19 protein-coding genes and 1 pseudogene are annotated in these 23,868 nt (G+C 72.7%); 7 read left to right on the top strand and 13 right to left on the bottom strand.

The features are described 5' to 3' along the window. Positions 1-15: 15 nt before the first annotated feature. Genes UQW22_RS07055 through UQW22_RS07040 form a run of 4 tightly spaced genes read right to left on the bottom strand, consistent with a single transcriptional unit; the run spans position 16 to position 5,465 of the window. A complete protein-coding gene (locus UQW22_RS07055) occupies positions 16-1,722 on the bottom strand; it encodes a dipeptide ABC transporter ATP-binding protein (RefSeq protein WP_407320203.1) in 1,707 nt (568 codons plus the stop codon). Continuing rightward, positions 1,719-2,750 (bottom strand): ABC transporter permease, encoded by a 1,032-nt coding sequence (locus tag UQW22_RS07050; RefSeq protein ID WP_407320202.1) that lies wholly within the window; start codon positions 2,748-2,750, stop codon positions 1,719-1,721. The genes UQW22_RS07055 and UQW22_RS07050 overlap by 4 nt, the downstream gene beginning before the upstream one ends. Further along, positions 2,750-3,793 carry an ABC transporter permease gene (locus tag UQW22_RS07045; protein WP_407320201.1) on the bottom strand — a complete coding sequence of 348 codons (1,044 nt, stop codon included), beginning with the start codon at positions 3,791-3,793 and terminating at the stop codon, positions 2,750-2,752. The genes UQW22_RS07050 and UQW22_RS07045 overlap by 1 nt, the downstream gene beginning before the upstream one ends. 19 nt (positions 3,794-3,812) lie before the next feature. Beyond that, positions 3,813-5,465: an ABC transporter substrate-binding protein gene (locus UQW22_RS07040; RefSeq protein ID WP_407320200.1), complete on the bottom strand. Its 1,653-nt coding sequence runs from the start codon at positions 5,463-5,465 to the stop codon at positions 3,813-3,815. 204 nt (positions 5,466-5,669) lie between these two features. Between UQW22_RS07040 and UQW22_RS07035 the strand changes: the two genes are divergently transcribed. Beyond that, entirely contained in the window at positions 5,670-8,489 is a 2,820-nt protein-coding gene (locus UQW22_RS07035; protein ID WP_407320199.1) for a flippase-like domain-containing protein, read from the top strand. 10 nt (positions 8,490-8,499) lie between these two features. Here the strand turns inward: UQW22_RS07035 and UQW22_RS07030 are convergent, their stop codons facing one another. The 5 genes and pseudogenes from UQW22_RS07030 to UQW22_RS07010 all read right to left on the bottom strand — a co-directional run bounded on the left by UQW22_RS07030 (position 8,500) and on the right by UQW22_RS07010 (position 11,352). Beyond that, positions 8,500-9,624, bottom strand: a complete 1,125-nt coding sequence (locus tag UQW22_RS07030) for a type II toxin-antitoxin system HipA family toxin (protein ID WP_407320198.1) — start codon at positions 9,622-9,624, stop codon at positions 8,500-8,502. A 52-nt stretch (positions 9,625-9,676) separates the two neighbouring features. After that, positions 9,677-9,751, bottom strand: a pseudogene (locus tag UQW22_RS07025) (hypothetical protein); the annotation flags it as partial. Between the two features lie 14 nt (positions 9,752-9,765). Then, positions 9,766-10,035, bottom strand: coding sequence for a helix-turn-helix transcriptional regulator (locus tag UQW22_RS07020; protein WP_407320197.1), 270 nt, complete (start codon positions 10,033-10,035; stop codon positions 9,766-9,768). 91 nt (positions 10,036-10,126) lie between these two features. Next, on the bottom strand, positions 10,127-10,408 hold the full coding sequence (locus UQW22_RS07015) for an HU family DNA-binding protein (protein ID WP_407320196.1): 282 nt from the start codon (positions 10,406-10,408) through the stop codon (positions 10,127-10,129). Positions 10,409-10,572: 164 nt separating this feature from the next. Further along, entirely contained in the window at positions 10,573-11,352 is a 780-nt protein-coding gene (locus tag UQW22_RS07010; RefSeq protein WP_407320195.1) for a copper resistance protein CopC, read from the bottom strand. Between the two features lie 70 nt (positions 11,353-11,422). Here UQW22_RS07010 and UQW22_RS07005 point away from each other — a divergent pair, with 70 nt between their 5' ends. Further along, complete coding sequence (locus tag UQW22_RS07005) at positions 11,423-13,471, top strand: NAD(+) synthase (RefSeq protein WP_407320194.1); 2,049 nt, start codon at positions 11,423-11,425, stop codon at positions 13,469-13,471. Between the two features lie 17 nt (positions 13,472-13,488). On the opposite strand, the gene UQW22_RS07000 is transcribed toward UQW22_RS07005, so the two are convergent. Next, the gene (locus UQW22_RS07000; RefSeq protein ID WP_407320193.1) at positions 13,489-14,028 is read right to left on the bottom strand and encodes a hypothetical protein; all 540 of its coding nucleotides are present in this window, start codon (positions 14,026-14,028) and stop codon (positions 13,489-13,491) included. A 43-nt stretch (positions 14,029-14,071) separates the two neighbouring features. Here UQW22_RS07000 and UQW22_RS06995 point away from each other — a divergent pair, with 43 nt between their 5' ends. Then, positions 14,072-15,343 carry an amidohydrolase gene (locus UQW22_RS06995; protein ID WP_407320192.1) on the top strand — a complete coding sequence of 424 codons (1,272 nt, stop codon included), beginning with the start codon at positions 14,072-14,074 and terminating at the stop codon, positions 15,341-15,343. A gap of 272 nt (positions 15,344-15,615) precedes the next feature. Here the strand turns inward: UQW22_RS06995 and UQW22_RS06990 are convergent, their stop codons facing one another. Continuing rightward, on the bottom strand, positions 15,616-17,631 hold the full coding sequence (locus UQW22_RS06990) for a penicillin-binding transpeptidase domain-containing protein (RefSeq protein WP_407320191.1): 2,016 nt from the start codon (positions 17,629-17,631) through the stop codon (positions 15,616-15,618). 219 nt (positions 17,632-17,850) lie between these two features. On the opposite strand from UQW22_RS06990, the gene UQW22_RS06985 reads away from it, so the two are divergent. From UQW22_RS06985 to UQW22_RS06970, 4 genes are read left to right on the top strand one after another with little or no spacing between them, the layout of a single operon-like run. Then, the gene (locus UQW22_RS06985; RefSeq protein ID WP_407320190.1) at positions 17,851-19,059 is read left to right on the top strand and encodes an SPFH domain-containing protein; all 1,209 of its coding nucleotides are present in this window, start codon (positions 17,851-17,853) and stop codon (positions 19,057-19,059) included. 12 nt (positions 19,060-19,071) lie between these two features. Beyond that, the gene (locus UQW22_RS06980) at positions 19,072-20,274 is read left to right on the top strand and encodes a TFIIB-type zinc ribbon-containing protein (protein WP_407320189.1); all 1,203 of its coding nucleotides are present in this window, start codon (positions 19,072-19,074) and stop codon (positions 20,272-20,274) included. Further along, a complete protein-coding gene (locus UQW22_RS06975; protein WP_407320188.1) occupies positions 20,271-20,621 on the top strand; it encodes a hypothetical protein in 351 nt (116 codons plus the stop codon). The genes UQW22_RS06980 and UQW22_RS06975 overlap by 4 nt, the downstream gene beginning before the upstream one ends. A gap of 58 nt (positions 20,622-20,679) precedes the next feature. After that, positions 20,680-21,699, top strand: a complete 1,020-nt coding sequence (locus UQW22_RS06970) for a M15 family metallopeptidase (protein ID WP_407320187.1) — start codon at positions 20,680-20,682, stop codon at positions 21,697-21,699. A gap of 42 nt (positions 21,700-21,741) precedes the next feature. On the opposite strand, the gene UQW22_RS06965 is transcribed toward UQW22_RS06970, so the two are convergent. After that, positions 21,742-22,944: a MalY/PatB family protein gene (locus tag UQW22_RS06965; protein WP_407320186.1), complete on the bottom strand. Its 1,203-nt coding sequence runs from the start codon at positions 22,942-22,944 to the stop codon at positions 21,742-21,744. 90 nt (positions 22,945-23,034) lie between these two features. Continuing rightward, the gene (locus tag UQW22_RS06960; protein WP_407320185.1) at positions 23,035-23,727 is read right to left on the bottom strand and encodes a hypothetical protein; all 693 of its coding nucleotides are present in this window, start codon (positions 23,725-23,727) and stop codon (positions 23,035-23,037) included. Positions 23,728-23,868: the final 141 nt, after the last annotated feature.

Genomic DNA, 23,868 nt, shown 5'->3' with positions numbered 1-23,868 from the left:
CCGCGCGCCGCCCGGTCACAGGCCGCGCAACGCCTCGCGCCGCTCGGCCTGGGCCACCGGGTCCGGCACCGGCAGCGACGCGAGCAGCCGCCGCGTGTAGTCCTCCCGCGGCGCACCGAGCACCTCGGCGCCCGTCCCCTCCTCCACGAGCCGGCCGCGGTACAGCACCGCGATCCGGTCCGCGAGCAGGTCCACGACGGCGAGGTCGTGCGAGACGAACAGGCACGCGAACCCCAGCTGCGCCTGCAGGTCGGCGAACAGCTCGAGCACCTTCGCCTGGACCGAGACGTCGAGCGCCGACGTCGGCTCGTCCGCCACGAGCAGCTCCGGGTCGAGCGCCAGCGCCCGGGCCAACGACGCCCGCTGGCGCTGCCCGCCCGACAGCTCGTGCGGGTAGCGGTCGCCGTACGAACGTGGCAGCTGCACCGCCTCGAGCAGCTCGTCGACGCGGCCGCGCGCCTCCTCGGGCGAGGAAGCCCGCCCGTGCACCACCAACGGCTCGGCCACGCACTCGGCGACGGTCAGCAGCGGGTTGAACGACGTGCCCGGGTCCTGGAACACGAACCCGAGCCGCGGCCGCATCGCCCGCAGACCACGCGACCGGGTGCCGTTCATCTGCGTCCCGAGCACCTCCAGCGACCCGCCCGACACCGGCGTCAGCCCGGCGATCGCGCGGGCGATCGTCGTCTTGCCGGAGCCGGACTCCCCCACCAGCCCGAGCACCTCGCCCGGCCGGATGTCGAACGACACGTCGTCGACGGCGGTGAAGCCGGGCTGGCGGAACCGGCCCGGGTACCTGACGGTCAGCCCGGCGGCCCGGACCACCGGTTCGCCCCCGGCCCAGCCGTCGGGCCGCTGCGCCAACCGGGTGGCCGCCCGAGCCGTCCCTTCGCCCACGCGCGGGACCGACTTGAGCAGCGCCCGGGTGTACTCCGCCTGCGGGTTCTCGAACAGGTCCGTCACCGCGGCCTGCTCGACCACCTTGCCCTGGTACATGACCGCCACGCGGTCCGCCAGGTCGGCCACCACACCCATGTTGTGCGTGATGAGCACGATCGCCGTGCCGGTCTCGTCCCGCAGCCGCCGCAGCAGCTCCAGGATCTCGGCCTGCACCGTGACGTCGAGCGCGGTGGTCGGCTCGTCCGCCACGATGATCCCCGGGTCCAGCACGAGGGCCATCGCGATGACGATGCGCTGCTTCTGCCCGCCGGAGAACTGGTGCGGGTAGTGGTCGACCCGCCGCTCCGGGTCCGGGATGCCGACGCGACCCAGCACCTCGACCGCCCGACGGCGTGCCTCCTTGCGGGAGACCTTGCCGTGGGCGCGCAGGCCCTCGATGATCTGCCACCCGACGGTGTAGACCGGATTGAGCGCCGAGGACGGCTCCTGGAAGACCATCGCGACGTCGGTGCCCCGCACCTCGCGCAGCCGCTTGCCCGAGACGGCCACGACGTCGGTGCGACGCCCCCCGTGGCCGGTCAGGACGACGGCACCCCGCGTCGTCGCCGTCTCGGGCAGCAGCCCGAGGATCGTCTTCGCGGTGACGGTCTTGCCGGAACCCGACTCGCCGACGATCGCCAGGACCTCGCCGGACGCGACGTCGAGGCTCACGCCGTCGACGGCCCGCACCGGGCCGGCGTCGGTGGCGAAGGAGACCGCCAGGTCGTCGATCCGGGCGACGGGCTCCGCCCGGCCGTCGTGGGTCTCGCTCGTGGTGGTCACTTCTCGTCCTCCTTCTCCACGGAGGTCTCGGCGACCTCGCCCGCGACCTCCGACGACGCGGTCCGCGAGCGCAACCGCGGGTCGGCGAGGTCGTTGAGCGACTCGCCGACGAGCGTCATGCCCATGGCCGCCGTGACGATCGCCAGGCCGGGGAACAGTGCCGTCCACCAGATGCCGGAGGTGACGTCCGCGACCGACCGTTGCAGGTCGTAGCCCCACTCGGCCGCCGCCGTCGGCTCGATCCCGAACCCGAGGAACCCGAGCCCGGCGAGCGTGAGGATCGCCTCCGAGGCGTTGAGGGTGACGATGAGCGGCAGGGTGCGGGTCGAGTTGCGCAGCACGTGGCGCGTCATGATGCGCCACGGGCCGGTGCCCAGAACGCGGGCGGAGTCGACGAACGCCTCCGCCTTGATCCGCACCACCTCGGCGCGCACCACCCGGAAGTATTGGGGGATGAACACCACCGTGATGGACAGCGCGGCGGCGAGGATGCCGCCCCACATGCTCGACTGCCCGCCGGAGATGACGATGGCGAGCAGGATCGCGAGCAGCAGCGAGGGGAATGCGTAGACGGCGTCCGCGACGAGCACGAGGACGCGGTCCAGCCACCCGCCGAAGTACCCGGACACGAGCCCGAGCAGCACGCCCACGACGATCGAGGACACCACCGCGACGATCACGACGAGCAGCGCGGTCTGGGCGCCCCAGATCACGCGGGAGAGCACGTCGTACCCGCCGACCGTGGTGCCGAACCAGTGCTCGGCCGACGGTGGCTGCTGCGCGCCGAAGGCCTCGTCACCGGACCGCAGCTGCGACCAGCCGTAGGGCGCGATCCACCGCGACAGCACCGCGGTGAGGACGAACACGGCCGTGAGTATCAGGCCCGCGACGAGCATGAACCGCTGCAGCCCGACGCTCTGCCGGAGCTGGTGCACCACGGGCAGCCTCTTGAACCAGGCACCACGCCCGCGCAGGTGCTCGGGGGTCGCGTCGGACGCGCCGACGCCGGCGACTTCTGGAGCGGTCATCAGTACCTCACCCTCGGGTCGACCAGGGCCGCGATGATGTCGACCAGGAAGTTCGTCACGGCGACCACCACGGCCATGAGCACGACGATGCCCTGCACCGCCACGAAGTCACGGGCCTGCAGGTACTCGGCGAGCTGGAAGCCCAGGCCGCGCCACTCGAACGTGGTCTCGGTGAGCACCGCCCCGACGAGCAGCATCGCGATCTGCATGCCGGCCACCGTGATGATCGGGATCAGGGCCGGTCGCCAGGCGTGCGTGCGGACCAGGCGGCTCTCGCCGACCCCGCGCGAGCGGGCGGCGTCGATGTACTCGCGGCCCAGCGTGCCGATCATGTTGGTGCGGACCAGCCGGAGGAACACCCCGGCGGTGAGCAGGCCGAGGGCGAGCGCCGGCAGCGCGGCGTGCGAGAGCACGTCGAGCAGGACGGCGGGATTCCCGGTCTGGAAGGCGTCGATCAGCATGAAGCCCGAGTCGGCGTCGGCCATGCGCATCTCGATCTCGCCCGCCGTCGACACCCTGCCGGCCACGGGGAACCACCCGAGCCACACGGAGAAGACGAGCTTGAGCAGCAGGCCGGCGAAGAACACCGGCGTGGCATAGGCGAGGATCGCGAGGACCCGGAGCACGGCGTCGGGGTAGCGGTCACGGAAGTAGCCACTGAGCATGCCGAACGGGACCCCGAGCACCACCGCGACGAGCACCGCGTACGCGGACAGCTCCAGCGTGGCGGCGCCGTAGGTGGTGAGGATCTCGGTCACCGGGCGGTTGTCGCTGATGGTGGTGCCGAGGTCGCCGGTGAAGACGCCCGTCAGGTACTCCCAGTACTGCACGAGGATCGGCCGGTCGTAGCCGGCGGCCGCGATGCGCTCCGCGAGCTGGTCGGGCGTGAGACGACCGCCGAGGGCGGCCGTGATCGGGTCACCGGTGCTGCGCATGAGCACGAACACGGTGGTGACCAGGATGAAGACGGTGGGGATGATCAGCAGGAAGCGCACCAGGACGTAGCGTCCCAGTGCGCTCCCTGCCGCCGGTGAGGCAGCCACGTGCGGTGAACCTGTCCCGTCAGCCCTTGGCCAGTGCCGCGTAGCGGAACTTGAAGGACGCGTCGAGCGTGTCCTCGGCACCGGTGACGTCAGCACCGACGACGGCGACCTGTGCGCCCTGGAGGTACGGCACCGTGGACAGGTCCTGCGCCACGGTGTCCTGGATCTCCTCGATGACGGCGGTGCGCTCGTCCGGGTCGGTCGTGACCCGCTGCTCGCTGATCAGGTCGTCCACCTCGGGGTTCGAGTAGTGGTTGACCAGGAAGTTCTCCTCGGCGAAGAACGGCGAGAGGTAGTTGTCCGCGTCCGAGTAGTCCGGGAACCAGCCGAGCTGGTAGGCCGGGTAGACGTCGGCCGTGCGGTCCTCGCTGTACTGGACCCACTCGGTGGTCTGCAGGTCGACGGCGAACAGGCCGGACGACTCGAGCTGGTCCTTGATGAGGGCGTACTCGTCGCCCGAGGACGGACCGTAGTGGTCGTTGGAGTACTGCAGGCTCAGGCTGACCGGCGTCTCCACGCCCGCGTCGGCGAGCACCTGCTCCGCGGCGGCGGCGTCCGGGCCACCGGCCCCGTCGCCGTAGAGCTCCTTGAGGGACTCGGTCGCGCCGGTCAGGCCTGCCGGGACGTAGGAGTACAGCGGCGTGTAGGTGCCCTTGTAGACCTGCTCGGAGATCGCCTCGCGGTCGATGAGGTGGGCGACCGCCTGACGCACCGCGAGCGCGCTGTCCTCGTCGGCCTCCGGCTGGGCGGCGCCGTACGGCTGGGTGTCGAAGTTGAACACGATGTAGCGGATCTCCCCGCCCGGGCCCTCGACGACCTTGACGTTCTCGTCGCCCTGGAGGTCCTCGACGTCGGTCGACGACAGCGAGCGGAACGCCACGTCGACGGCGCCCTGCTGCACCTCGAGCTTGAGGTTCGAGGCGTCGGCGAAGTACTTCACGTTGATCGCCGGGGTCTCGGCCGGGCCGAGCAGACCCTGGTAGCCGTCGTACGCCTCGTAGGTGACCAGCTCGTTCAGGGTGTAGCTCGTGATGGCGTACTGGCCGGCGAACGCGTTGCCGTCGACGATCTCCTGGTCGGAGGTGAGCTCGTCGGCGGAGAAGACGTCCTCGTCGACGATCGGGCCGGCCGGGGACGACAGGATCTGCGGGAACGTCTGGTCGTTCTCGCTCTTGAGGTGGAAGATCACGGTGGTGTCGTCGACGACCTCGGTGCTCTCCAGGTTGCCCAGCAGGGAGGACGGGCCGTTGTCGGCGGCGATCGCGGTCTGCCGGTCGAAGCTGAACTTCACGTCCGAGGCGGTCAGGTCGTTGCCGTTGGCCCACTTCAGGCCGGGCTTGAGCGTGACCGTGTACTCGGTGGGCGCGGTGAACTCCGCGGACTCCGCGATGTCGGGTTCGACGTCAGGGCTCCCGTACGGGGTGTTCATCAGGAACGGGTAGACCTGGTTCATGACGGCGAACGAGCCGTTGTCGTACGAGCCGGCCGGGTCGATCGTCGTGATCTTGTCGGTCGTGCCGATGGTCAGCGCCTCGGCGCCGCCGCCGCCCTCGCCGTCGGCCGTGTCGGCGTCGCCCGACCCGCCGCCGCCGCACGCCGCGAGCAGGAGGGTGGCGGTCGCCACCCCCGCAGCCACGGACAGGCCGCGACGGTTCCCTCGAATGGTCCTCATGTGTGGTCTCCTCCTCGGTGCGGCCGCGGTTCGTCGCGGGCACGGTGCGGAGATGTCTAGCAGCCGCTCGTGTCGGACAGATCACGTGGATGTGTCATGTCCGGCACTCCCGCCACGACGCGGTACTTGTTGCGGGCACACTACTCCTCAGGCAGCCGTGGTCTCGACCGGCCCGGAGCGGCTCGGCCACCTAGACTCGCGAGCATGTCCCGAGCGCGTGAGGAGGCCTCCGCGAGCCGCCCTGCACCACGCCCGGTCGTGCACGAGGTCGGTTCGTTCACCGCCGAGGACCCCGCCCCGCCGACCGGTGCGCTGCGCGCCCTGTTCGTGGCGGGGGACGCGCCCGACCGGGACACCGGGCTGGTCCGCGTCGTCGACAACCCCGAACAACGGGTCCGCAACCCCTCCGACCTGCTCGGGCTGGTCCTCAGCGCCCTCGGGGTCGCCCTCGTCCTGGTGCTCTCCGTCGTCGCGCACGGCACCACGGAGGGCGTCACGCAGGACGTCCGCGCCTTCAACACCCTCCTGGGTGAGCTGCTCGTCTTCCCCGTCGCGCTCCTCGAGGGCCTGGTCACGCTCATCGTGCCGGTCGCGGTCCTCCTCGAGCTCGGGATGCGCCGGCTCGGGCGGCAGGTCGTCGAGTCGATCATGGCGGCCACCCTCGGTCTGGTGCTCGGCGTGCTCGCCCTGCTGACTCTCTCCTGGCTCGGCAGCGACGAGCTCGTCCGCACCCTGTCGGTCTTCCGCAACGGGTCCTGGACGATCACGATCCCCGGCTACGTGTCCGCCATCGCCGGCCTGCTCACCACCGCGGGGCCGCGCACCCGCCGTCGGACGGTGCGGTGGTCCTGGAACCTGCTCTACGTCGCCCTCGTCGTCGCCCTCATCACCGGCCAGGCCGCGCTGCCCGGGGTGCTGGTGGCGCTGCTGCTGGGCCGGATCGCCGGGCAGACCGTCCAGTACGCCTCCGGCGTGCGCTCCGAGCGCGCCTACGGCGGGGACCTCGTCACCGCCGTCCGGCACGCCGGGTTCCGGCCCACCGCGCTCGTGCGGGTGCGGGGCGTGTCCGCGCGGGTGGAGCACACCGACGACGGCGACGGCGACGACGACCGCGACCACGGCGACGACCACGGCGACGGCCGCAGCCACGACGACCACCGCTCGGCGCTGCCCGACGACACCGTCACGCACGTCGACGCCGCCGGTGAGGTCACCGGCCGCACCACGCTGCGCGCGATGCTGCGCCACCGTGGCCGGCCCGGCGCGCGGGGCAGCCGGGGCGAGCCCGCCGGTGCCGAGCTGCCGTCCTCGGGCGCGCTCGCCGACCCCGCCACCGTGGCCCTCACCCGCGCCGGCGACACCCGCGTGTACGCGATGTTCACCCCTGACGCCGACCGGCGCGACGTCGTCGTGCTCGACGGCGACCGGCACGTGGTGGGCATGCTGACGCGGGCCTGGCGGGCGCTGCGCCTCCGGGGCCTGGAGGGCCGCGCGCAGGTGTCGCTCAAGGCCGTCGCCGAACGGACGGCCCTGCTCACCTACGCGGCGACGGCCGCGGGGGTGCGCACCCCGCGCCTGCTGGGTGTCGGCGAGGCCGCCGACTCGATCGTGCTGGTCACGGAGCACGCCGAGGGTGCGGTCTCGTGGCGGGACCTGTCCGACGAGGACCTCGACGGCCCCGGCGGCGACGAGATCCTCGCCGCTGCCTGGGGCCAGCTCCGCCGCGCCCACGCCGCCGGGCTGACGCACCACGCGCTCACCCCCGACGTGCTGCTGGTCGGCCACGACGACGACGGCAGGCCGCAGGTCTGGCTCACCGGCTGGGAGCAGGGCGAGATCGCCTCCACGGCACTGGGGCGGCGCCTCGACCTCACCCAGCTGCTCGCGCTGCTCGCGCTGCGCGTGGGCGCCTCGCGCGCCGTCGCCTCCGCGGTGCGGGCCCTGCCCGACGCCGACGTGACCGCCGTCGGGCCGCTCCTGCAGTCCGTCGCCCTGCCGCCGTCGACCCGTGTCGCGGTCCGCCAGCACAAGGGGCTGCTGGACGCGCTGCGGCAGGCGCTGGTCGAACGGCTGCCCGAGGTGAGCGTCCAGCCGCAGAACATCACCCGGTTCGGCGCGCGCACCGTCATCATGCTCACGCTGTTCCTCGTCGTGATCACCGCGCTGGTGACCAGCATGAACCTCGACGAGATCACGGCGGCCGTCGGCCAGGCGAACCCGTGGTGGATCGTGGTCGCGTTCTGCCTCGGCGCGGTGACGTGGTTCGGCGCGGCGCTGACGTTCGTGGCGTTCTCCCCCCAGCGGCTGCCGCTGTGGCGGGCGACCCTGACGCAGATGGCGGGCTCGTTCGTGTCGCTCGCCGCGCCGGCCGGGATCGGGCCCGCGGCGCTGAACCTGCGCATGCTCACGCGGCGCGGGGTCACGATGCCCATGGCCGTCGCCACCGTGGCGCTCGTCCAGGCGTCGCAGTTCGTCGTCACGATCGTCCTGCTGGTGGTGCTGTCGATCTTCACCGGGTCCGGCGGCCTCATCGACCTGCCGTCGATCACCGTGCTGCTCGCGATCGCCGGCGTCGCCGTCGCCGTGCTGGCGACCCTCCTCGTCCCCGCCGTGCGCCGGTGGGTGTGGGAGAAGACGCGCCCGACGCTGGAGCAGGTGTGGCCCCGGCTGTCGCAGATGCTGGGCCAGCCGGACCGGCTGGCCCTGGGGATCGGCGGCAACGTCATCATGTCGCTCGGGTACGTGCTGGCGTTCGACGCGTCGCTGGCGGCGTTCGGCCAGTCGCTCCGCCTCATCGACGTCGCGGTGATCTACCTGGTCGGCAACGCCCTGGGCGCCCTCGTCCCCACGCCGGGCGGCCTGGGCGGCGTCGAGGCGGCGCTCACCGCGGGGCTCACCGCGGCAGGCATCCCGGCGTCGATCGCGCTGTCCACGACCATCCTGTTCCGCCTGGTCACGTACTGGGGGCGCGTGCCGTTCGGGTGGGCGGCCATGCGGTTCCTGGAACGCAAGGGCGACCTCTGAGGGAGACCTCTCACAGGTCCCGCAGCGTGGTTGCGCACAGGCGGTCCACGCGAGGGATCAAGCGGTCACGGAGGCCGGATCCGCGATGAGGCTCGACCGCTCGGTCCAGCGCGTCGGGGATCGTTTGCGACAACTCGCGCACGATGCCGTGGACATGGTCCGGGTCGAGCCGTGCCTGCGAGGAGAACTTGTCCCAGTGACGGCCGGTGACACGCCCGAACCTCTTCTCACCACCGATCCCCATCGCCGCTCGGTGGAGCTCGTGATCCTGCCTCGTCGGTTCGTACGGCAGTCCGGACGCCACGTCGTACAGCGGCGCGAGTCGCACCTGGGAACCGGCCAGCAGGACGGAGCAGTTCTTGGCATGAGCGTCCGGTGCGCCGACGAGGTAGTTGAAGACCAGGGCGCGGACGAACCTGTCGATGTCTGTCGCGGAGTCCGTCGCGGTCTCGCGGATCAACCGGACGACGTCGACGGCTGTCGGTCCACCACTGGCCTCGTACCTGCGGTGCGGATAGACGGAGAGCGCCTGGCAGATGTCCTCCTGGTGGACACGGATGACGCGGCCCTCTGCGTCGCGGCGGCGGTCATAGCGGGTGACCACGAGGGCGGGCACACCGTCGAACTCGAGGACCTCGCTCGGTGCGACACGAAGTCCGACGAACGCCGCTGCACGAAGACAGACGTGCTCGTTCAATGCTTGATCCTGGTAGCCCGCGACCCCGGGCTTGACGATGTGGGTCGAAGGTTCGGCTCCCGTGGCCTCGAACCACGATCCGTCCCGACGGACGAGAGCGAACTCGCTCTGCGCTCCGGCGAGGGACCACCGTTCACCACCGACCGCCCACCCGGCGGCATCACCGGCCAGCGCTCGAAGACGGGCGCCGATCTCGCCTTCGGAGAGGGGCACGACATCACCCTTGTTGCGTCCAGCGTCCCCTTCGGGCACGAACTCCACCGCGCCCGCGCAGTCACGCCCCATGTGCTCGAGGAGCGCGAACGGGTTGCTCGCACTGACGTCCCACTGCGCGCCCCAGCGTCCACGCACCGAAGCGTCGTCCGGCAGGAGCCCCAGGAGGTAGGGGTCGACCTGCCGCCCCGGGTACTCCCTGCCGCCCCGGGTACTCCCTGCCACCCACCGGCATCGCCAACGAGAGCGGCGTCGCCCCAGGGCGGTCGTCGTAGTCGGGCCGGTAGGCGAACCGGTGCGCACTCGAGCCGGTCTGTTCCAGACTGCCGATCGTCCGGTCGTAGAGCCGCACGTCGAGTCGACGGCTCACAGCTCGTCCGTCATCTCGTCGAACGTGTCGAGCGTGAACTCACCGGCCGAGTGCTCGGCAGGGTCGAGGGACAGCTCGAGGGCCCGTACGACCGAGAGGATCAACCCGATCTCTCCGGAAACGTTGCCGTTCGAGATGCGGGACAGGGTCCGCCTGGCGATTCCGGCCTGGCGCGCCAGCTCGTCCTGGCTCAGTCCGCGGTGCCGCCGGGCCGCTCGACCTGTGCAAGTACGCTCACATTTCGCCGTGTGAGCGTACGCTTCCATCCGGTCGCGAACAGAAGGACGACAAAGGGCCCGGCCTCCGCGACAGAGCGGAACCGGGCCCTTTGCCAGGCCGACCGAGGTCAGCGGGACGTCACTTGGCGACGGCCTTCTTCAGCAGCGAACCGGCGCTGATCTTCACGCCGTAGCCCGCCGGGATCTGGATCTCCTCACCGGTGCGCGGGTTGCGGCCGGTACGGGCGGCACGCTCGACGCGCTCCACCGACAGCAGGCCCGTGAGCTTCACGGCCTCGCCCTGGCCGAGCGACTCGATGAGCACCTCCTGCAGGGCGTTGAGCGCAGCCTCGGCGTCCGACTTGGTCAGGTCGGCCTTGGCGGCGATGGCCGAGGCGAGCTCGGACTTGTTCAGCGACATGTGAATCCCTTCTCCGGATCACGACGTACGAGACCCGCACGTCGTCACGTTCTCGGTCGGTCCGGCGCGAACCGGTGGACCGGGAACACACTAAGGAACATCCGCAGGTTCCTGCGACTTTTGCGCCCTTCGGCGTGGCTCGCGGACCCTGGCGGACGGTTCGTTCAGGCCTGCGGACCGTCCCGTGGCTCCTGCCCGGTGGTCTCGTGCAGGCGACGGCGCGACCGCAGCACCGTCATGGCGGCGACGCCGATCAGCGCCACCAGAGCGGCACCGTAGACCAGCGGCATGGCCCCGGTCGAACCGTCGGCGCCCTCGTCGCCGACGGGCTCTGTCGCGGACGGCGACGGTTCCGGGGCGGCCCCGAGCCCCTGGGCCTCACCCGACTCCTCGAGCTCCGCCTCCGCCGAGGCGGCCTCGCCGGGTTCGTCGGTGGGTCCGGACTCCTCCGGCGACGGCGCGGCCGGCGCGGCCACCTCGTAGGCGAGCTCTCCCTCGATCGGGTGCCCGTCGGAGGAGACGACGCGCCACTGCACGCGGTACTCGCCGCCGGCGTCGGGGGTGTCGAACGTCGCGGTGACCTGCTCGCCCTCGATCGCCACGTCCGCGTCGACGTCGCCGTCGGGCGTCGCGAGCCGCACCTGCGTGCCGTCCGCGATGATCTCGGCGCTGTACGTCAGCGTGACCTCCCCGACCGGCGCGTCGAGCTCGTCGCCGTCGGCCGGGTCGGAGGAGACGAGCTGGTCGTGCGCACCGGCCGAGGACGCACCGAGGATGCTCACCGCGGTGCCACCGACCGCCGTCAGCAGCATGGCCAGGGCCACGATCGCCGCGACGACGCGGCCACGGTTCTTGCGCACGGGGGTCCAGTCCGGGCCGGAGGCGGACGGCCGCCGGCCGGAGGGTCGGGAGTCGGGGCGGGAGCCCTCGGGTGTCTGCGCCACGGAGCGACCATATCCGTGCCGCGCCGCCTCCGACGAACACTCGGGGCGCGACGTCGGGCACACTCGGGGTGTGGACTTCCGCAACGCCTATGCCCACGGGTTCGCCCGCGTCGCCGCGTGCACCGTGCCCGTGTCCGTCGCCGACCCCGCCGCGAACGCCGCCGCGATCCTCGCCGAGGCACGCGCCTGCCACGACGACGGCGTCGCCGTGGCGGTCTTCCCCGAGCTCTCCGTGTCGGGGTACGCGCTGGACGACCTCCACCTGGCCGACACCCTCCTGGAGGCCGTCGGGGACGCGCTCGCGCAGATCGTCGAGGCCAGCACCGACCTGCGCCCGCTGCTCGTGGTGGGCGCCCCGGTCGAGGTGGACGGGCGCGTGCTGAACTGCGCCGTCGTCGTCCAGGGCGGCCGGGTGCTCGGCGTCGCCCCGAAGTCGTACCTGCCGACCTACCGGGAGTTCTACGAGCACCGCTGGTTCGCCCCCGGCGCCGACCGCCGCGGCGGCACCGTCCGGCTGCCGTTCGCCGACGACGACGTCCCGTTCGGCCCGGACCTGCTGTTCCGCGCCGCGGACGTCGCCGGGCTCACCGTGCACGTCGAGGTGTGCGAGGACATGTGGGTGCCGGTGCCGCCGTCCGCCGAGGCGGCCCTGGCCGGCGCCACCGTCCTGCTCAACCTGTCGGCCAGCCCGATCACCATCGCGCGGGCCGAGGACCGGCGCCTCATGGTCCGCTCGGCCTCGTCGCGCTGTCTCGCCGCCTACGTCTACGCGGCCGCGGCGCAGGGCGAGTCCACCACCGACCTGTCCTGGGACGGGCAGACGATGGTCTACGAGGCCGGCGACCTGCTGGCCGAGACCGAACGGTTCCCCGACGGGCCCCGCCGCGCCGTCGCGGACGTCGACCTCGACCGGCTGCGGCAGGACCGGTTGCGGCAGGGCACGTTCGACGACAACCGCCGCGCCCTGGACGACGGGGCCCGCGGCTTCCGGACCGTCGAGTGGGAGGTGCGCCCGCCGTCGGGCGACCTCGGCCTGCGCCGTGCGGTGGACCGGTTCCCGTTCGTGCCCGACGACGCCGCTCGCCTCGCGCTCGACTGCTACGAGGCGTACAACATCCAGGTCACGGGCCTGGAGAAGCGGCTGTCGGCGATCGGGCAGCCGAAGGTCGTCATCGGCGTCAGCGGAGGGCTGGACTCGACGCAGGCGCTCGTCGTCGCCGCCAAGGCCATGGACCGGCTCGGACGGCCGCGCACGGACATCCACGCGATCACCATGCCGGGCTTCGCCACGTCGGCGGAGACGAAGGACCGTGCCACCCGTCTGGCGACCGCCCTGGGCGTGCGGTTCGAGGAGCTGGACATCCGGCCCGCCGCCACGCAGATGCTGCGCGACCTCGACCACCCCGCCGGCGACGGCGAACCCGTGTACGACGTGACGTTCGAGAACGTCCAGGCGGGGCTGCGCACCGACTACCTGTTCCGGCTCGCGAACCACCGCGGCGGGATCGTGCTGGGCACGGGCGACCTCTCCGAGCTGGCGCTGGGCTGGTGCACGTACGGGGTGGGCGACCAGATGTCGCACTACGCCGTCAACACCGGTGTGCCCAAGACCCTGATCCAGCACCTCATCCGCTGGGTGGCCGACTCCGGAGACTTCCCCGCCGAGGTGGGCGACGTGCTGCGCGAGATCGTCGTGCAGGAGATCAGCCCCGAGCTCGTGCCCGTCGCGGCCGGCGAGGCACCGCAGTCCACCGAGGCCGCCGTCGGGCCGTACGCCCTGCAGGACTTCACCCTGTACTGGACGCTGCGGCACGGGCTGCGGCCGAGCAAGATCGCGTTCCTCACCTGGCACGCCTGGCGGGACGCGTCGGTCGGCGCCTGGCCGCCGAGCTACCCGCACGACGAGCGGTCCACCTACGACCTCGCGACGATCCGGCGCTGGATGCTCGTGTTCTTCCTGCGGTTCTTCGGCTCGCAGTTCAAGCGGTCGGCGCTGCCCAACGGGCCCAAGGTGTCACCCGGCGGCACCATGTCGCCGCGCGGCGACTGGCGGATGCCGTCCGACGCGTCACCCGCGGCCTGGCTGCGCGAGATCGAGGAGAACGTCCCGGAGGCCTGACCGGCGCACGGCAGAGCTCAGGCGGTACCGGTGGTCCGCCGGCGGGCGCGGCGGTACCCGACGACCGCCGCGAGCGCCAGCAGCGCCGTCGCGGTCAACGACACCGCGGCCGAGACGACGGCGATCGTGCGCGTCACCTCGTCGCCGGTGACGCTCTCCACGTCGCGCACGGCCATGACCGTCTCGACGTCGGCAGGATCGTGCAGGACGTCGAACGTCCCGGCATAGGGACCGCTGTCCACCGGACGCCATGCGCCGGACAGCTCCGCGCCGACCGACGCCGGTGCCAGGTCGGAGGCCGCGACGGTCGCTCCGTCGATCCGGAGCCGACGGTCGCCCCCGGGCAGGGCGACCCACGCCTCGACCGCGCGCTCCCGGCCGCCCGACCCCTCGGCGTCGTCGGCGGTGGTGGCCTCCCCGTGGGTGGCGAGGTGCTGGGCGGTCACGACGGTGGAGCCCGCGTCCCCGGCGACGAACGCGCCGCCGACAGCCAGGACGAGACCCACGCACACCGGCAGCAGCACCCGCCACGGAAGTGCGTCGTCGTCGACCGACATGCCACCTCCCGCCGTCCGGTCCGACGGGGCATCATGGCATGTCATGACCTCCACCACGCGGCCCGGCACCCCGGGCACCACCTGCAGCTCCGTCGCCGTCACGAACGGCTACGTCGTCCCCGTCGTCGGGGACCCGATCGACGGCGGCACCGTGCTCGTCGAGGACGGCGTCATCACGGCCGTCGGCACTGACGTGACCGTGCCCGACGGCGTCCGCACCGTCGACGCCGGCGGCCGCTGGGTGCTGCCGGGCTTCGTCGAGTCGCACGGGCACGTCGGCATCCACGAGGAGGCCGAGGGCTGGGCCGGCGACGACACCAACGAGAAGACCGCCCCGGACGGCGCCCACCTGCGGGCGCTCGACGCGATCAACATCGAGGACGAGGGGTTCCGTGACGCGCTCGCGGGCGGCGTCACCTCGGTGGTGGTCAAGCCGGGGTCGGCCAACCCGATCGGCGGGCAGACCGTGGCGATCAAGACCTGGGGCGGTCGCACCGTCGACGAGCAGCTCCTCTCCGAGTCCGTCTCGGTGAAGTCCGCGCTCGGGGAGAACCCCAAGCGCGTCTACGGCGACCGGCAGAAGCTGCCCGCCACGCGCCAGGGTGTCGCGGCCGTCATCCGGCAGGCGTTCCTCGACGCGCAGCACTACGCGGCCGCGCGCGCCGCGGCCGCGACGAAGGGCGAGCCGTTCGCCCGGGACCTCGGCAAGGAGACGCTGGCGCGCGTGCTCGACGGCGAGCTCGTCTGGGACCAGCACGTGCACCGTGCGGACGACATCGCGACCGCGCTGCGTCTCGCGGACGAGTTCGGCTACCGGCTCGTGATCAACCACGGCACGGACGGCGCGGCGGTCGCCGACGTGCTGGCCGAGCGGGACGTCCCGGTGATCTTCGGCCCGATGTTCACCACCCGCAGCAAGGTCGAGCTGCGGAATCGCGCGATCTCGGGCCTGGCACGTCTCGCCGAGGCCGGCGTCCGGGTCGCCATCACCACCGACCACCCCGTGGTGCCGGTCAACTTCCTGGTGCACCAGGCCTCGCTGGCCGTGAAGGAAGGCCTCGACCGGCAGGTGGCGCTGGAGGCGCTGACGGTGAACCCGGCGGCGTTCCTCGGGCTGGACGACCGCGTCGGGGCGCTGCGGGCGGGGCTGGACGGCGACGTCGTCGTCTGGTCCGGCGACCCGCTGGACGTGACGTCGCGGGCCGAGCAGGTCTTCGTCACGGGCACGGAGGTCTACGCGTGGGACGCCGCGGCCGACGGCGGACGGGGGGCCGCGCGCGTGACCGAGCGTGCCGCACGGTTCGCCGGCGCGTGAGGCTCGGCACAGTCGGCCGCCCCCGCTTGCCTGCTCGGGGCAACCCGTAGTCGAATCGTTCCGGCCCCTCCGCTCTCGCCGCTACCGCGGCGATCTCCGCGGCGCCGCATCCCACGGCCCGCGCCGGCCCGGACATCCCCCGGGCCGGTCATCGAGACCTCCCCGACCCGGGAGATCTCGGCGGAGACGGAAGGGTCCGCGCAGTGAGCGACCGGTGAGCGGGTCGGCGGTCCCGACCGCCGACCCGCTCACCACGTGCCGGTCGGACCTGCTCACCGTCCCGCGAGGAACTCTCCCATCAACGGGCCCGCCGTCGTCGACCCGTACTCGCCGTCCTCGACGAACACCGCCACCGCGAGGTCGTCCGCGACGGCGAGCATCCACGCGTGCTGCCGCGAACCGTCCCCGTACTGGGCCGTGCCCGTCTTGGCCCCCACGACGTCCGGGATGTCACCGAGCTCCGACGCGCTGCCCTCGCTCACCACGCCACCCATCAGCCCGAGCAGGTCCTCGGCCTCGGTGGCGGTCAGCCCGTCGCCCGCCGGACCGTCGGCGGCAGCGCTCGCGCTCGCCGACGGCGACGCGTCCGTCCCGGCCGACGGCGACGCGCCCTCCTCGGGCTCGCCGTCGGCGTCGCGGACGAGCCGCGGCTCCACCCGCTCCCCGGCGGCGACGCTCGCCGCGACCGTCGCCATGCCCAGCGGGGAGGCGAGCACCTCGCCCTGACCGATCGCCGACTCGGCGTGCCCCGTCCGCGAGGCCTCGTCGGGCACCGAGCCCGAGAACCCCGCGTCCGTCGCCGGACCGAGGCCCAGGTCGGCGGCGGCGGTGACCAGGTCCGCCTGGTCGACCTGCTCGGCCGCGCCGATGAAGGCCGTGTTGCACGAGTGCGCGAACGCCGTCGCGAAGGAGACCTCGCCGGTGGCCGACGCCGGGTAGCCGGGGACGTTGGAGTAGGTCCGGCCGTCCACCGTGATCTCCTCCGGGCAGTCGACGGTGTCCTCGGGGAACGTGTCCGCACGCAGCAGCGCCAGGGCGGTGGCCACCTTGAACGTGGACCCGGGCGCGTACTGGCCCAGCGTCGCCGTCGACCATCCCTCGCTGCCCGGACCGCTCGCCGCGGCGAGCACGTCACCGGTGGACGGCCGGATCGCGACCAGCGCGCTCGGCGACCCCACAGAGCCGAGCACGTCCTCGGCGAGCACCTGCAGGGCGGGGTCGAACGTCGTCTCCAGGTCGGCGCCGTCGGTGGCCTCGACCCGGAACAGCTCGCGCGGCTCCTCGCCGGCCTCCGCGTCGCCCTCGGACGGCACCACCCGCACCACCAGCCCGTCCTCGCCGCGGAGGTGCTCGTCGTACTGCTGCTGCAGCCCGGACAGCCCGACCACGTCGCCGGCCTCGACGGCACCCTCCGACTCCTCGATGACCTCCGCCGTGGCCTCCCCGGCCCGCCCGAGGACGGGCGCCGCGAACGACGACGTCGGCGCGAGCTCCATCGTGTCGGCGACCACGTTGACGCCGTCGACGCTGCGCGCGTCGTCGACCGAGAAGGCGATGCCCGGGTCCTCCTGGCGGACGGTGATCGCCTCGACGAAGGCCTTGTCGCCCGCGGCGGCGACACGCGCCACGTAGTCGTCGGGCTGGGTCCAGATCATCTCGCCGAGCTGGCGCGCCCGGGGCTCCCACTCCTCCGGCTCGATGAACGTCTTGTCGATGCCGACGCGCCACACGTCCCGCTCGGTCACCAGCGGCGCGCCGTCGATGTCGACGACGTCCCCGCGGCCGGGTCGCAGCGTCTCGATCTGGAGCCGTTCCCCCGCCGCGAGCTCCGGCACGGCGAGGTCCGTGTCCCACTGCGTCTCCCAGGCCCCGGTCTCCTCGGAGTCCTCGGGCGGTGGCGCCCAGACCAGCTCGGTCGTCGTCGTGTACTCCCAGGTCTGCTCCTCGGTGAGCGGCCACGACCACGCCAGCGTCACGTCGGCGCGCGGCGGCGCGTCGTCGGACTCCTCGGCCTCGGTGACCTCGGCGACGGTCACGACGGGCTCGGCACCCGCCGCCTCGGCGGCCTCCACCAGGGGTTCGGTCACCTCCACCAGGTGCGCCTGCGGGTCCGCGGAGGTATCGGTCGCGAGCGGCACGGAGGTCAGGTCGCCGGCGGACAGCGCCGCGGCGAGGACGTCGGCCGCCTCGGACGGCGGCGGCCGGTCAGGACCTGTGCAGGCCGCGAGGGCCAGCAGGGCGGCAGGGGCGAGCAGGGCGGTCACGGTGAACGATGTCCGACGGCGCACGGTCGCGAGCGTAGCGTGCCCCTCAACCGCGGGCGGGTGAATATTCGCCGATATCTGGCCCTTCCGGACTTCAAGGGAGGCGCTGACCGGTACGGTCTCTTGTGGCCAGTGTCGGCGTAGACGTGCAGGCATGCGGCGCATCCCCACGACGACGACGCGTCCACGATGCCCTGCTGTCCCACGCCGGAGCACGACAGCGGACAGGGATCGAGGACACGCATGGGATTCATCAAGGCCTTCGCGGGCGCGCTCGGCGGGACCTTCGCCGACCAGTGGAAGGACTTCCTCGTCCCGCCGTCCGGGCTGGCGCCGACGGCAGCGATCTTCCCCGCCGTCGCCCGCGGCCAGAACGCCGGCCGGGGGGCGAACACCCAGGCCTCCGAGCACATCATCACCAACGGCTCGCGCATCGTCGTGCCCGAGGGCTACGCGCTCGTGACGTTCCAGGACGGCGAGCTGACGGGCTTCGTGGGAGAGCCGGGCGGGTTCGTCTTCACGTCGGACGACCAGAACGCGGCGTCGGTCTTCGCCGGCGACGGTCTCGTCAGCTCGACGGTGAAGACGTCGTGGGAGCGGTTCAGGTTCGGTGGTCAGCCCGCCTCCCAGCAGCTCGCCTTCTACGTGAACCTCAAGGAGATCCCGAACAACCGGTTCGGGACCCAGTCGGAGATCTACTGGGACGACGCGTACCTGCGCGCCCAGGTCGGCGCGATCACGCGTGGCAGTTATTCCCTGCGCATCGTGGACCCGATCCTCCTCATCAAGAGCTTCGTGCCGCTGAGCTATCTGGGCCACGACGCGAGGGTCTTCGACTTCGGCGACCTCGACAACGACGCCGCGAGCCAGCTCTTCAACGAGCTCGTCGGTTCGCTGGCCGCGGCGTTCTCGCACTACACGAACGACCCTGCCCAGGGGAACCGCATCGCGCGCATCCAGGGCGACGCGGTCGGGTTCGCGCAGTCGCTGAGCCACGCCGTGGAGGAGGGCTACCGCTGGACGTCCGACCGTGGGCTGAGCATCGTCAAGGTGGCGCTGCAGGCGATCGAGTACGACGAGGACACGCGCAAGCTGCTCTCCGACGTCAAGAAGGCCGACGCGCTGGGCGGTGCCCGCGGCAACTCGTTCATGCAGCAGGCCGCGGCACGGGGGTTCCAGGCGGCCGGGGAGAACCCGGACGGCGGGGCCGCCGGCATGGCCTTCCTCGGCATGGGCATGAACGCCGCGGGAGGTGCCGTGGGCGGCCTCCAGCAGCCGGCGACGCCGGGCTACCCGCAGCAGGGCACGCCGCAGGCGCCACCCCCTGAGCCGACAGCGCCCGAGGAGGAGGATCCGATGGCGAAGCTCACGCGGTTCAAGGCGATGCTCGACGCGGGGCTGATCACCCAGGACGACTACGACGCCGCCAAGAAGAAGGCCCTCGGGCTGTAGGGGATGGTGGAGATGACGGGAACGGGACAGGCCGACGGGGCTCCGCGGGTCATCCGGACCGACGCGGAGACCGCCGACGGTCTGAGCAAGTGCTCACGGTGCGGGGCGACGCAGATCGCGCTGAACATCGGCACCGGCATGCTGCGGTGCAGCTTCTGCCGGCACGAGTGGTCGACGCCCGGCGCCAACGAGGCCTTCGGGCTCGACGAGGGGGTCGGTGACCTCACCGGGATCACGATGGGCTCGGGCTCGGCGGACCTCGTGCCGACGGCCGAGGTCGTGCTGACGTTCAAGTGCAGCGCGTGCGGTGCCGAGATCGTCGTCGACACCGCCAGCAGCACCCAGGCGCGGTGCCACTGGTGCCGCAACAAGCTGTCGGTGAACCAGCAGGTGCCCAACGGCGCCGTGCCCGACATGGTGCTGCCGTTCAGCCTGCCGAAGGAGAAGGCCGTCGAGCAGATCGCGCGGTTCGTGCGCAAGCGACGGTTCTTCGCGCACCCCCGGTTCCGCGAGGAGTTCAACCCGGAGAACGTCCTCGGCGCCTACCTGCCGTACATGGTCGTGGACGTCAACGCCCACGCGTCGTTCAGCGGGCAGGGCGAGCACCAGACCCGCCGGTACTCCGTGAAGGTGAGCGAGGACCGCTCGGAGACGCGCTACGACGCCGACCTGTACGACGTCGGACGGGACTTCGACCTCGAGGTCCACGACCTCGCCGTCGTCTCGTCGCGAGAGCGCCTCGACCAGCGGTCGGGCACCTCCAACAACGTCATCAACGCGATCCGGCCGTTCGACCTGGAGAACGCGGTCACCTACGACTCCAACTACCTGGCGGGGTTCACCTCCGAACGCCGCGACACCGACGTGGCCGACCTGGCGCCGATCGTCGACGCGCAGTCGACGGACGTGGCCCGCCACGTCGCCGACGACACCCTGGGCTTCTACGGCCGTGGTGTGCGGTGGGACGACGAGCGGCTCACCGTGAAGGGGCAGCGCTGGGTGTCGGCCTACCTGCCCGTGTGGCTGTACAGCTACCACCAGACGAAGCGCGACGGCGAGCCGATGGTGCACTACGTGGCGGTCAACGGCCGCACCGGCGCGGTCATGGGAAGCGTGCCGATCAACTATCCCCGGCTGCTGCTCACCTCGGCCGCCGTCGAGGTCCTCGGGATCGTCGTCGGCACCATCGTCCTCGCGCTCGGAGCACTCTCGTGACCTACCTCAGCACGGCGACGACGCTCGCCACGGGCTCCGACGGCGACTGGTCGGGCATCGGGCTGCTCTTCTACGCCGCCGGGTTCCTGTTCTTCGCCGCCAACTACCTCCGGTACCGCAACACCGACAAGCGGTACCGTCACGAGTCCCGTACCCGGACGGAGACGAGCGACCTCCGTGCTCGCGACGACTACGTCCGGTCCCTCCAGGGCCTGCGCAGCTCCACGATGCGGGGCGCGAACCATCGGACGGTCTCCGGGGCGCTGAACGGGACGGCCCGCCTCGCCGAGTCGGTTCCGGGTGGCGTCCGGCGTCTCCTCCGGTCCGGGCGGCACGGGTCCGGCTGACGGTTCCGCGGACGGCTCGCGCGTGGCCTCCGGGCGAGCGGTCTGGCAGGCTGCAGGCGTGCCTTCCACGTCCCGCCGCGTCGCGGCGGTCCTCGCCGCGACGGTCGCCACCCTGGGGACGACGACGACGGTCGCGGCCGAGCCTCCGCCCGGCGGTCCGCTCGTCCCGTCCTGGCACCGCCCGCTGCCGGAGGCGACCACGATCACCGGCTGGTCCGCGACGGCGACCCGACCGGCCACCGAGCGGTGGACGGACCTGGTGGCCGTCGCCCCGGCCCGCGGTCGCGAGGTGAGCCTCCAGCAGGAGGCGGACGGCAGCTGGGTGACCCGCGAGACGCTCACCCTCGCCCGGACCGAGGTGGACGTGGCCGAGGTGGGCCTCACCCGGCACCGGACGCACGCACCGGTCACCCGGTGGCGGCTCGCCGTCGCCGGGAGCGAGACGGCCGTGCCCGCCGTCAGCGCGACCAAGGTCGTGAAGACCACGTGGGAGCCGGGCACCCGCCCGCAGGACACCACCGTGCTGGTGAACAAGCGCAACCCCGTGACCCCTGCCGCGTGGGAGCCCGACCGGCTGGTGCGGCCGGCCATGGACACCGTGGGATCGCGCGTGCGGCTCCGCCCGGTGGCGGCCGACGCCCTGACCGCGCTCGCGGAGGACGCCCGGGAAGCCACCGGGCAGAGGCTGGTCCTCGTCTCGGGATACCGCTCGGCCCGCTACCAGGAACGGCTCTACGAGCGGTACGTCCGTCAGCACGGCGAGGCGGCCGCCGACCGCTTCTCGGCACGTGGCCGCCACTCCGAGCACCAGACGGGCCTCGCGGCCGACGTGACCCAGGCGGGGGTGCCGTTCACGCGCTTCGGGGGCACGCCGTCGTCGGAATGGGTGGCGGCGCACGCCTGGCGCCACGGGTTCGTGGTGCGCTACACCGAGGGGACCGAGGACGTCACCGGCTACTCGCCGGAACCGTGGCACCTGCGCTACGTCGGGCCGGACCTGGCGGCGTACGTGCACCACAGCGGGCTCACGCTCGAGGAGGCGCTCGGCGCCGAGGCCGCACCCGACTACCTCGGCTGACGCTACCTCGGCGCGAGCCGCGCTACCTCGGCTGACGCGGCGCTACCTCGGCGCGAGGGCCGGGGCGAGGCGGTCCACCGCCGCGGTGAGCGTCTCCGCCGACGCCGCCAGGTTGAGCCGCAGGCGGCCGCCGCCCCCGGTGCCGAAGTGCCGCCCGTCGCCGAGCGCGACCCGTGCCGTGCGCAGCACGTGGTGGTGCGGGTCGGCGCCGTCGGGCACCGCGTCCCGCACGTCCAGCCACATCAGGTAGGTCCCCCCGGCGGGATGGACCCGCACGGCGGGGGCGTGCTCGGCCAGCAGCCGCGTGACCAGCTCCCGGTTCCGCACGATCCCCGCCCGCAGGGCGTCCAGCCACGCGTCGCCCTCGGTGTACGCGGCGGCGTGCGCGAGCACCGCGAGGTGGTTGACGGCGTGACCCGCGATCTCGGGGATGCGCCGCAGGTCGTCGGCCGCCGCCGGTCCGCCCACCGCCGTCGCGGCCCGCAGCCCCGCGAGGTTGAACGCCTTCGACGCCGAGTGCACCGCGATCGCGCTCTCGCTGCCCGCCACCGTGAGCAACGGGGCGAAAGGTGTGCCGCCGTCGGGCGAGAGGTCGGCGAACGTGAAGGGTGCGTGGATCTCGTCGACCACCACGCGGACGCCGTAGCGGTCCGCGAGCGCCAGCACCGCCTCGAGCTCGGCGCGCGTATGGACCGTGCCGGTCGGGTTGTGCGGGCTGCACAGCAGCAGCACGGCCCGGCGGCCGGAGCCCGGTCCGCGGCCGTGCCCCGAGGTGCCCGTCGCGACCTTGAACGCCGCCTCGAGCGTGCCGAGGTCCAGGCGGCCGGCCGCGTCCAGCGGGGCCTCCACCACCTGGCGGCCCTCGTTGCGGCTGTACGCGTAGAACGGCTGGTAGACGGGCGGCGTGACGACGACGGCGTCGCCCGGCCCCGTCAGCACCCGCAGGATCTCGACGATCGCGACCATGACGTCCGGCAGGGTGCGGCTCGTGGCCACGTCGGGCGTCCAGCCCCAGCGCCGCTCGGCGAACGGCGCGAGCGCGGCGGCGTACCCCGTGCCGTGGTCGTAGCCGGTGTCGCCGAGCTCGAGCGCGCGAGTGATCGCGGCGACGAGGAAGGGCGCCTGCGGCACGTCCATCTCGGCGACGAACAGCGGCAGCACGTCGTCGGGGTACGCCCGCCACTTCACGGAGGTCCGACGGCGCAGGTCGTCCAGGGAGAGATGGTCCAGGGGGTTCTCGGTCACCCTCCCGTGTCTACCAGAACCTCCCCGCGGAGCACCCTCCCGCCAGCGGCTCAGCGGCTCAGCGGCTCAGCGGCTCAGCGGCTCAGCGACTCAGACCGTCGCGGGCCGGACGACCTCCGCCCACTGCTCGGCGCGCAGCTCCCCGGCGCGGGCCTCGAGCCCCGCCCACGACCGGGCGTCGTGGATCGTGGCCTCGAGCAGCTCGCGGAGCCGGGCGTCACGGTCGGGCACGTACGCCTCGCTGATGCCCTGCACCGCCGTCGACACCACGGACGGTGCGGCGTCGCGCACGAATCGCTTCGGCTTGACGTGCGTGCCCGCGCAGAAGCGGCGTGCCCACTCGGCCGTCTGGGGCGTCGCCGCCAACGCGGCCTCGCTCTCCGGGCCCAGCGTGCCGTCCGGGCGACCGTCGAGCACGTCGAGCATGCGCTCGGCCCCGAAGACGGCGACCGCGAGCGTCTGCTGGCGGTCGGCCGGGGAGACGGGCAGCGCGGCCCGGGCCGCCCGCAGCGCGATGTGCACGTCCCACCGTGGGTCGTCGCTCGTCAGGCCGATGACCGACGGGATCATCGTCGACAGGCGCGGCCGTGCGGCGTCGGACGTCAGGTCGTTGACCGCCCGCGCCAGCATCGCCAGCAGCGGATGCGTGCACTGCGGATGGTCGCTCCAGCGCTCCCCGGCGAGGAAGGACGCGAGCTCCATGAAGCACGCACCCTTCTTCGGGTTGCGGTGCTTTCCCCGCCCCAGCATGGGCAGGGCGTCGAACGTTCCAGCGGTTCCCACCACGAGTCCACCCCCGTATCGGTTCCTGCCCCCAGTGTGCGCGCGGTGTGACGTAGGTCGCAACGGCTGGCGGGAACCGGCGATCTCGGCCCCGACGACGCGGCCGTCGGCCGGGTGACTCGTGATCGCGCGGATCGGGGC

The organism is Isoptericola halotolerans (assembly GCF_045689585.1).
In the GTDB taxonomy this organism is placed as follows: domain Bacteria; phylum Actinomycetota; class Actinomycetes; order Actinomycetales; family Cellulomonadaceae; genus Isoptericola; species Isoptericola halotolerans_B.
The sequence above is the reverse complement of the archived record's forward strand: the minus strand, read 5'-3'. Positions and strand labels throughout refer to the sequence as shown.

Bases quoted from the DNA above. Each gene is read 5' to 3' on its own strand.
- UQW22_RS07000 (WP_407320193.1), bottom strand. From the start codon at position 14,028: ATGTCGGTCGACGACGACGCACTTCCGTGGCGGGTGCTGCTGCCGGTG.
- UQW22_RS06985 (WP_407320190.1), top strand. From the start codon at position 17,851: ATGGGATTCATCAAGGCCTTCGCGGGCGCGCTCGGCGGGACCTTCGCC.
- UQW22_RS06995 (WP_407320192.1), top strand. From the start codon at position 14,072: ATGACCTCCACCACGCGGCCCGGCACCCCGGGCACCACCTGCAGCTCC.
- UQW22_RS07020 (WP_407320197.1), bottom strand. From the start codon at position 10,035: ATGGAAGCGTACGCTCACACGGCGAAATGTGAGCGTACTTGCACAGGT.
- UQW22_RS07015 (WP_407320196.1), bottom strand. From the start codon at position 10,408: ATGTCGCTGAACAAGTCCGAGCTCGCCTCGGCCATCGCCGCCAAGGCC.
- UQW22_RS07035 (WP_407320199.1), top strand. From the start codon at position 5,670: ATGTCCCGAGCGCGTGAGGAGGCCTCCGCGAGCCGCCCTGCACCACGC.
- UQW22_RS06980 (WP_407320189.1), top strand. From the start codon at position 19,072: ATGACGGGAACGGGACAGGCCGACGGGGCTCCGCGGGTCATCCGGACC.
- UQW22_RS07050 (WP_407320202.1), bottom strand. From the start codon at position 2,750: ATGACCGCTCCAGAAGTCGCCGGCGTCGGCGCGTCCGACGCGACCCCC.
- UQW22_RS07040 (WP_407320200.1), bottom strand. From the start codon at position 5,465: ATGAGGACCATTCGAGGGAACCGTCGCGGCCTGTCCGTGGCTGCGGGG.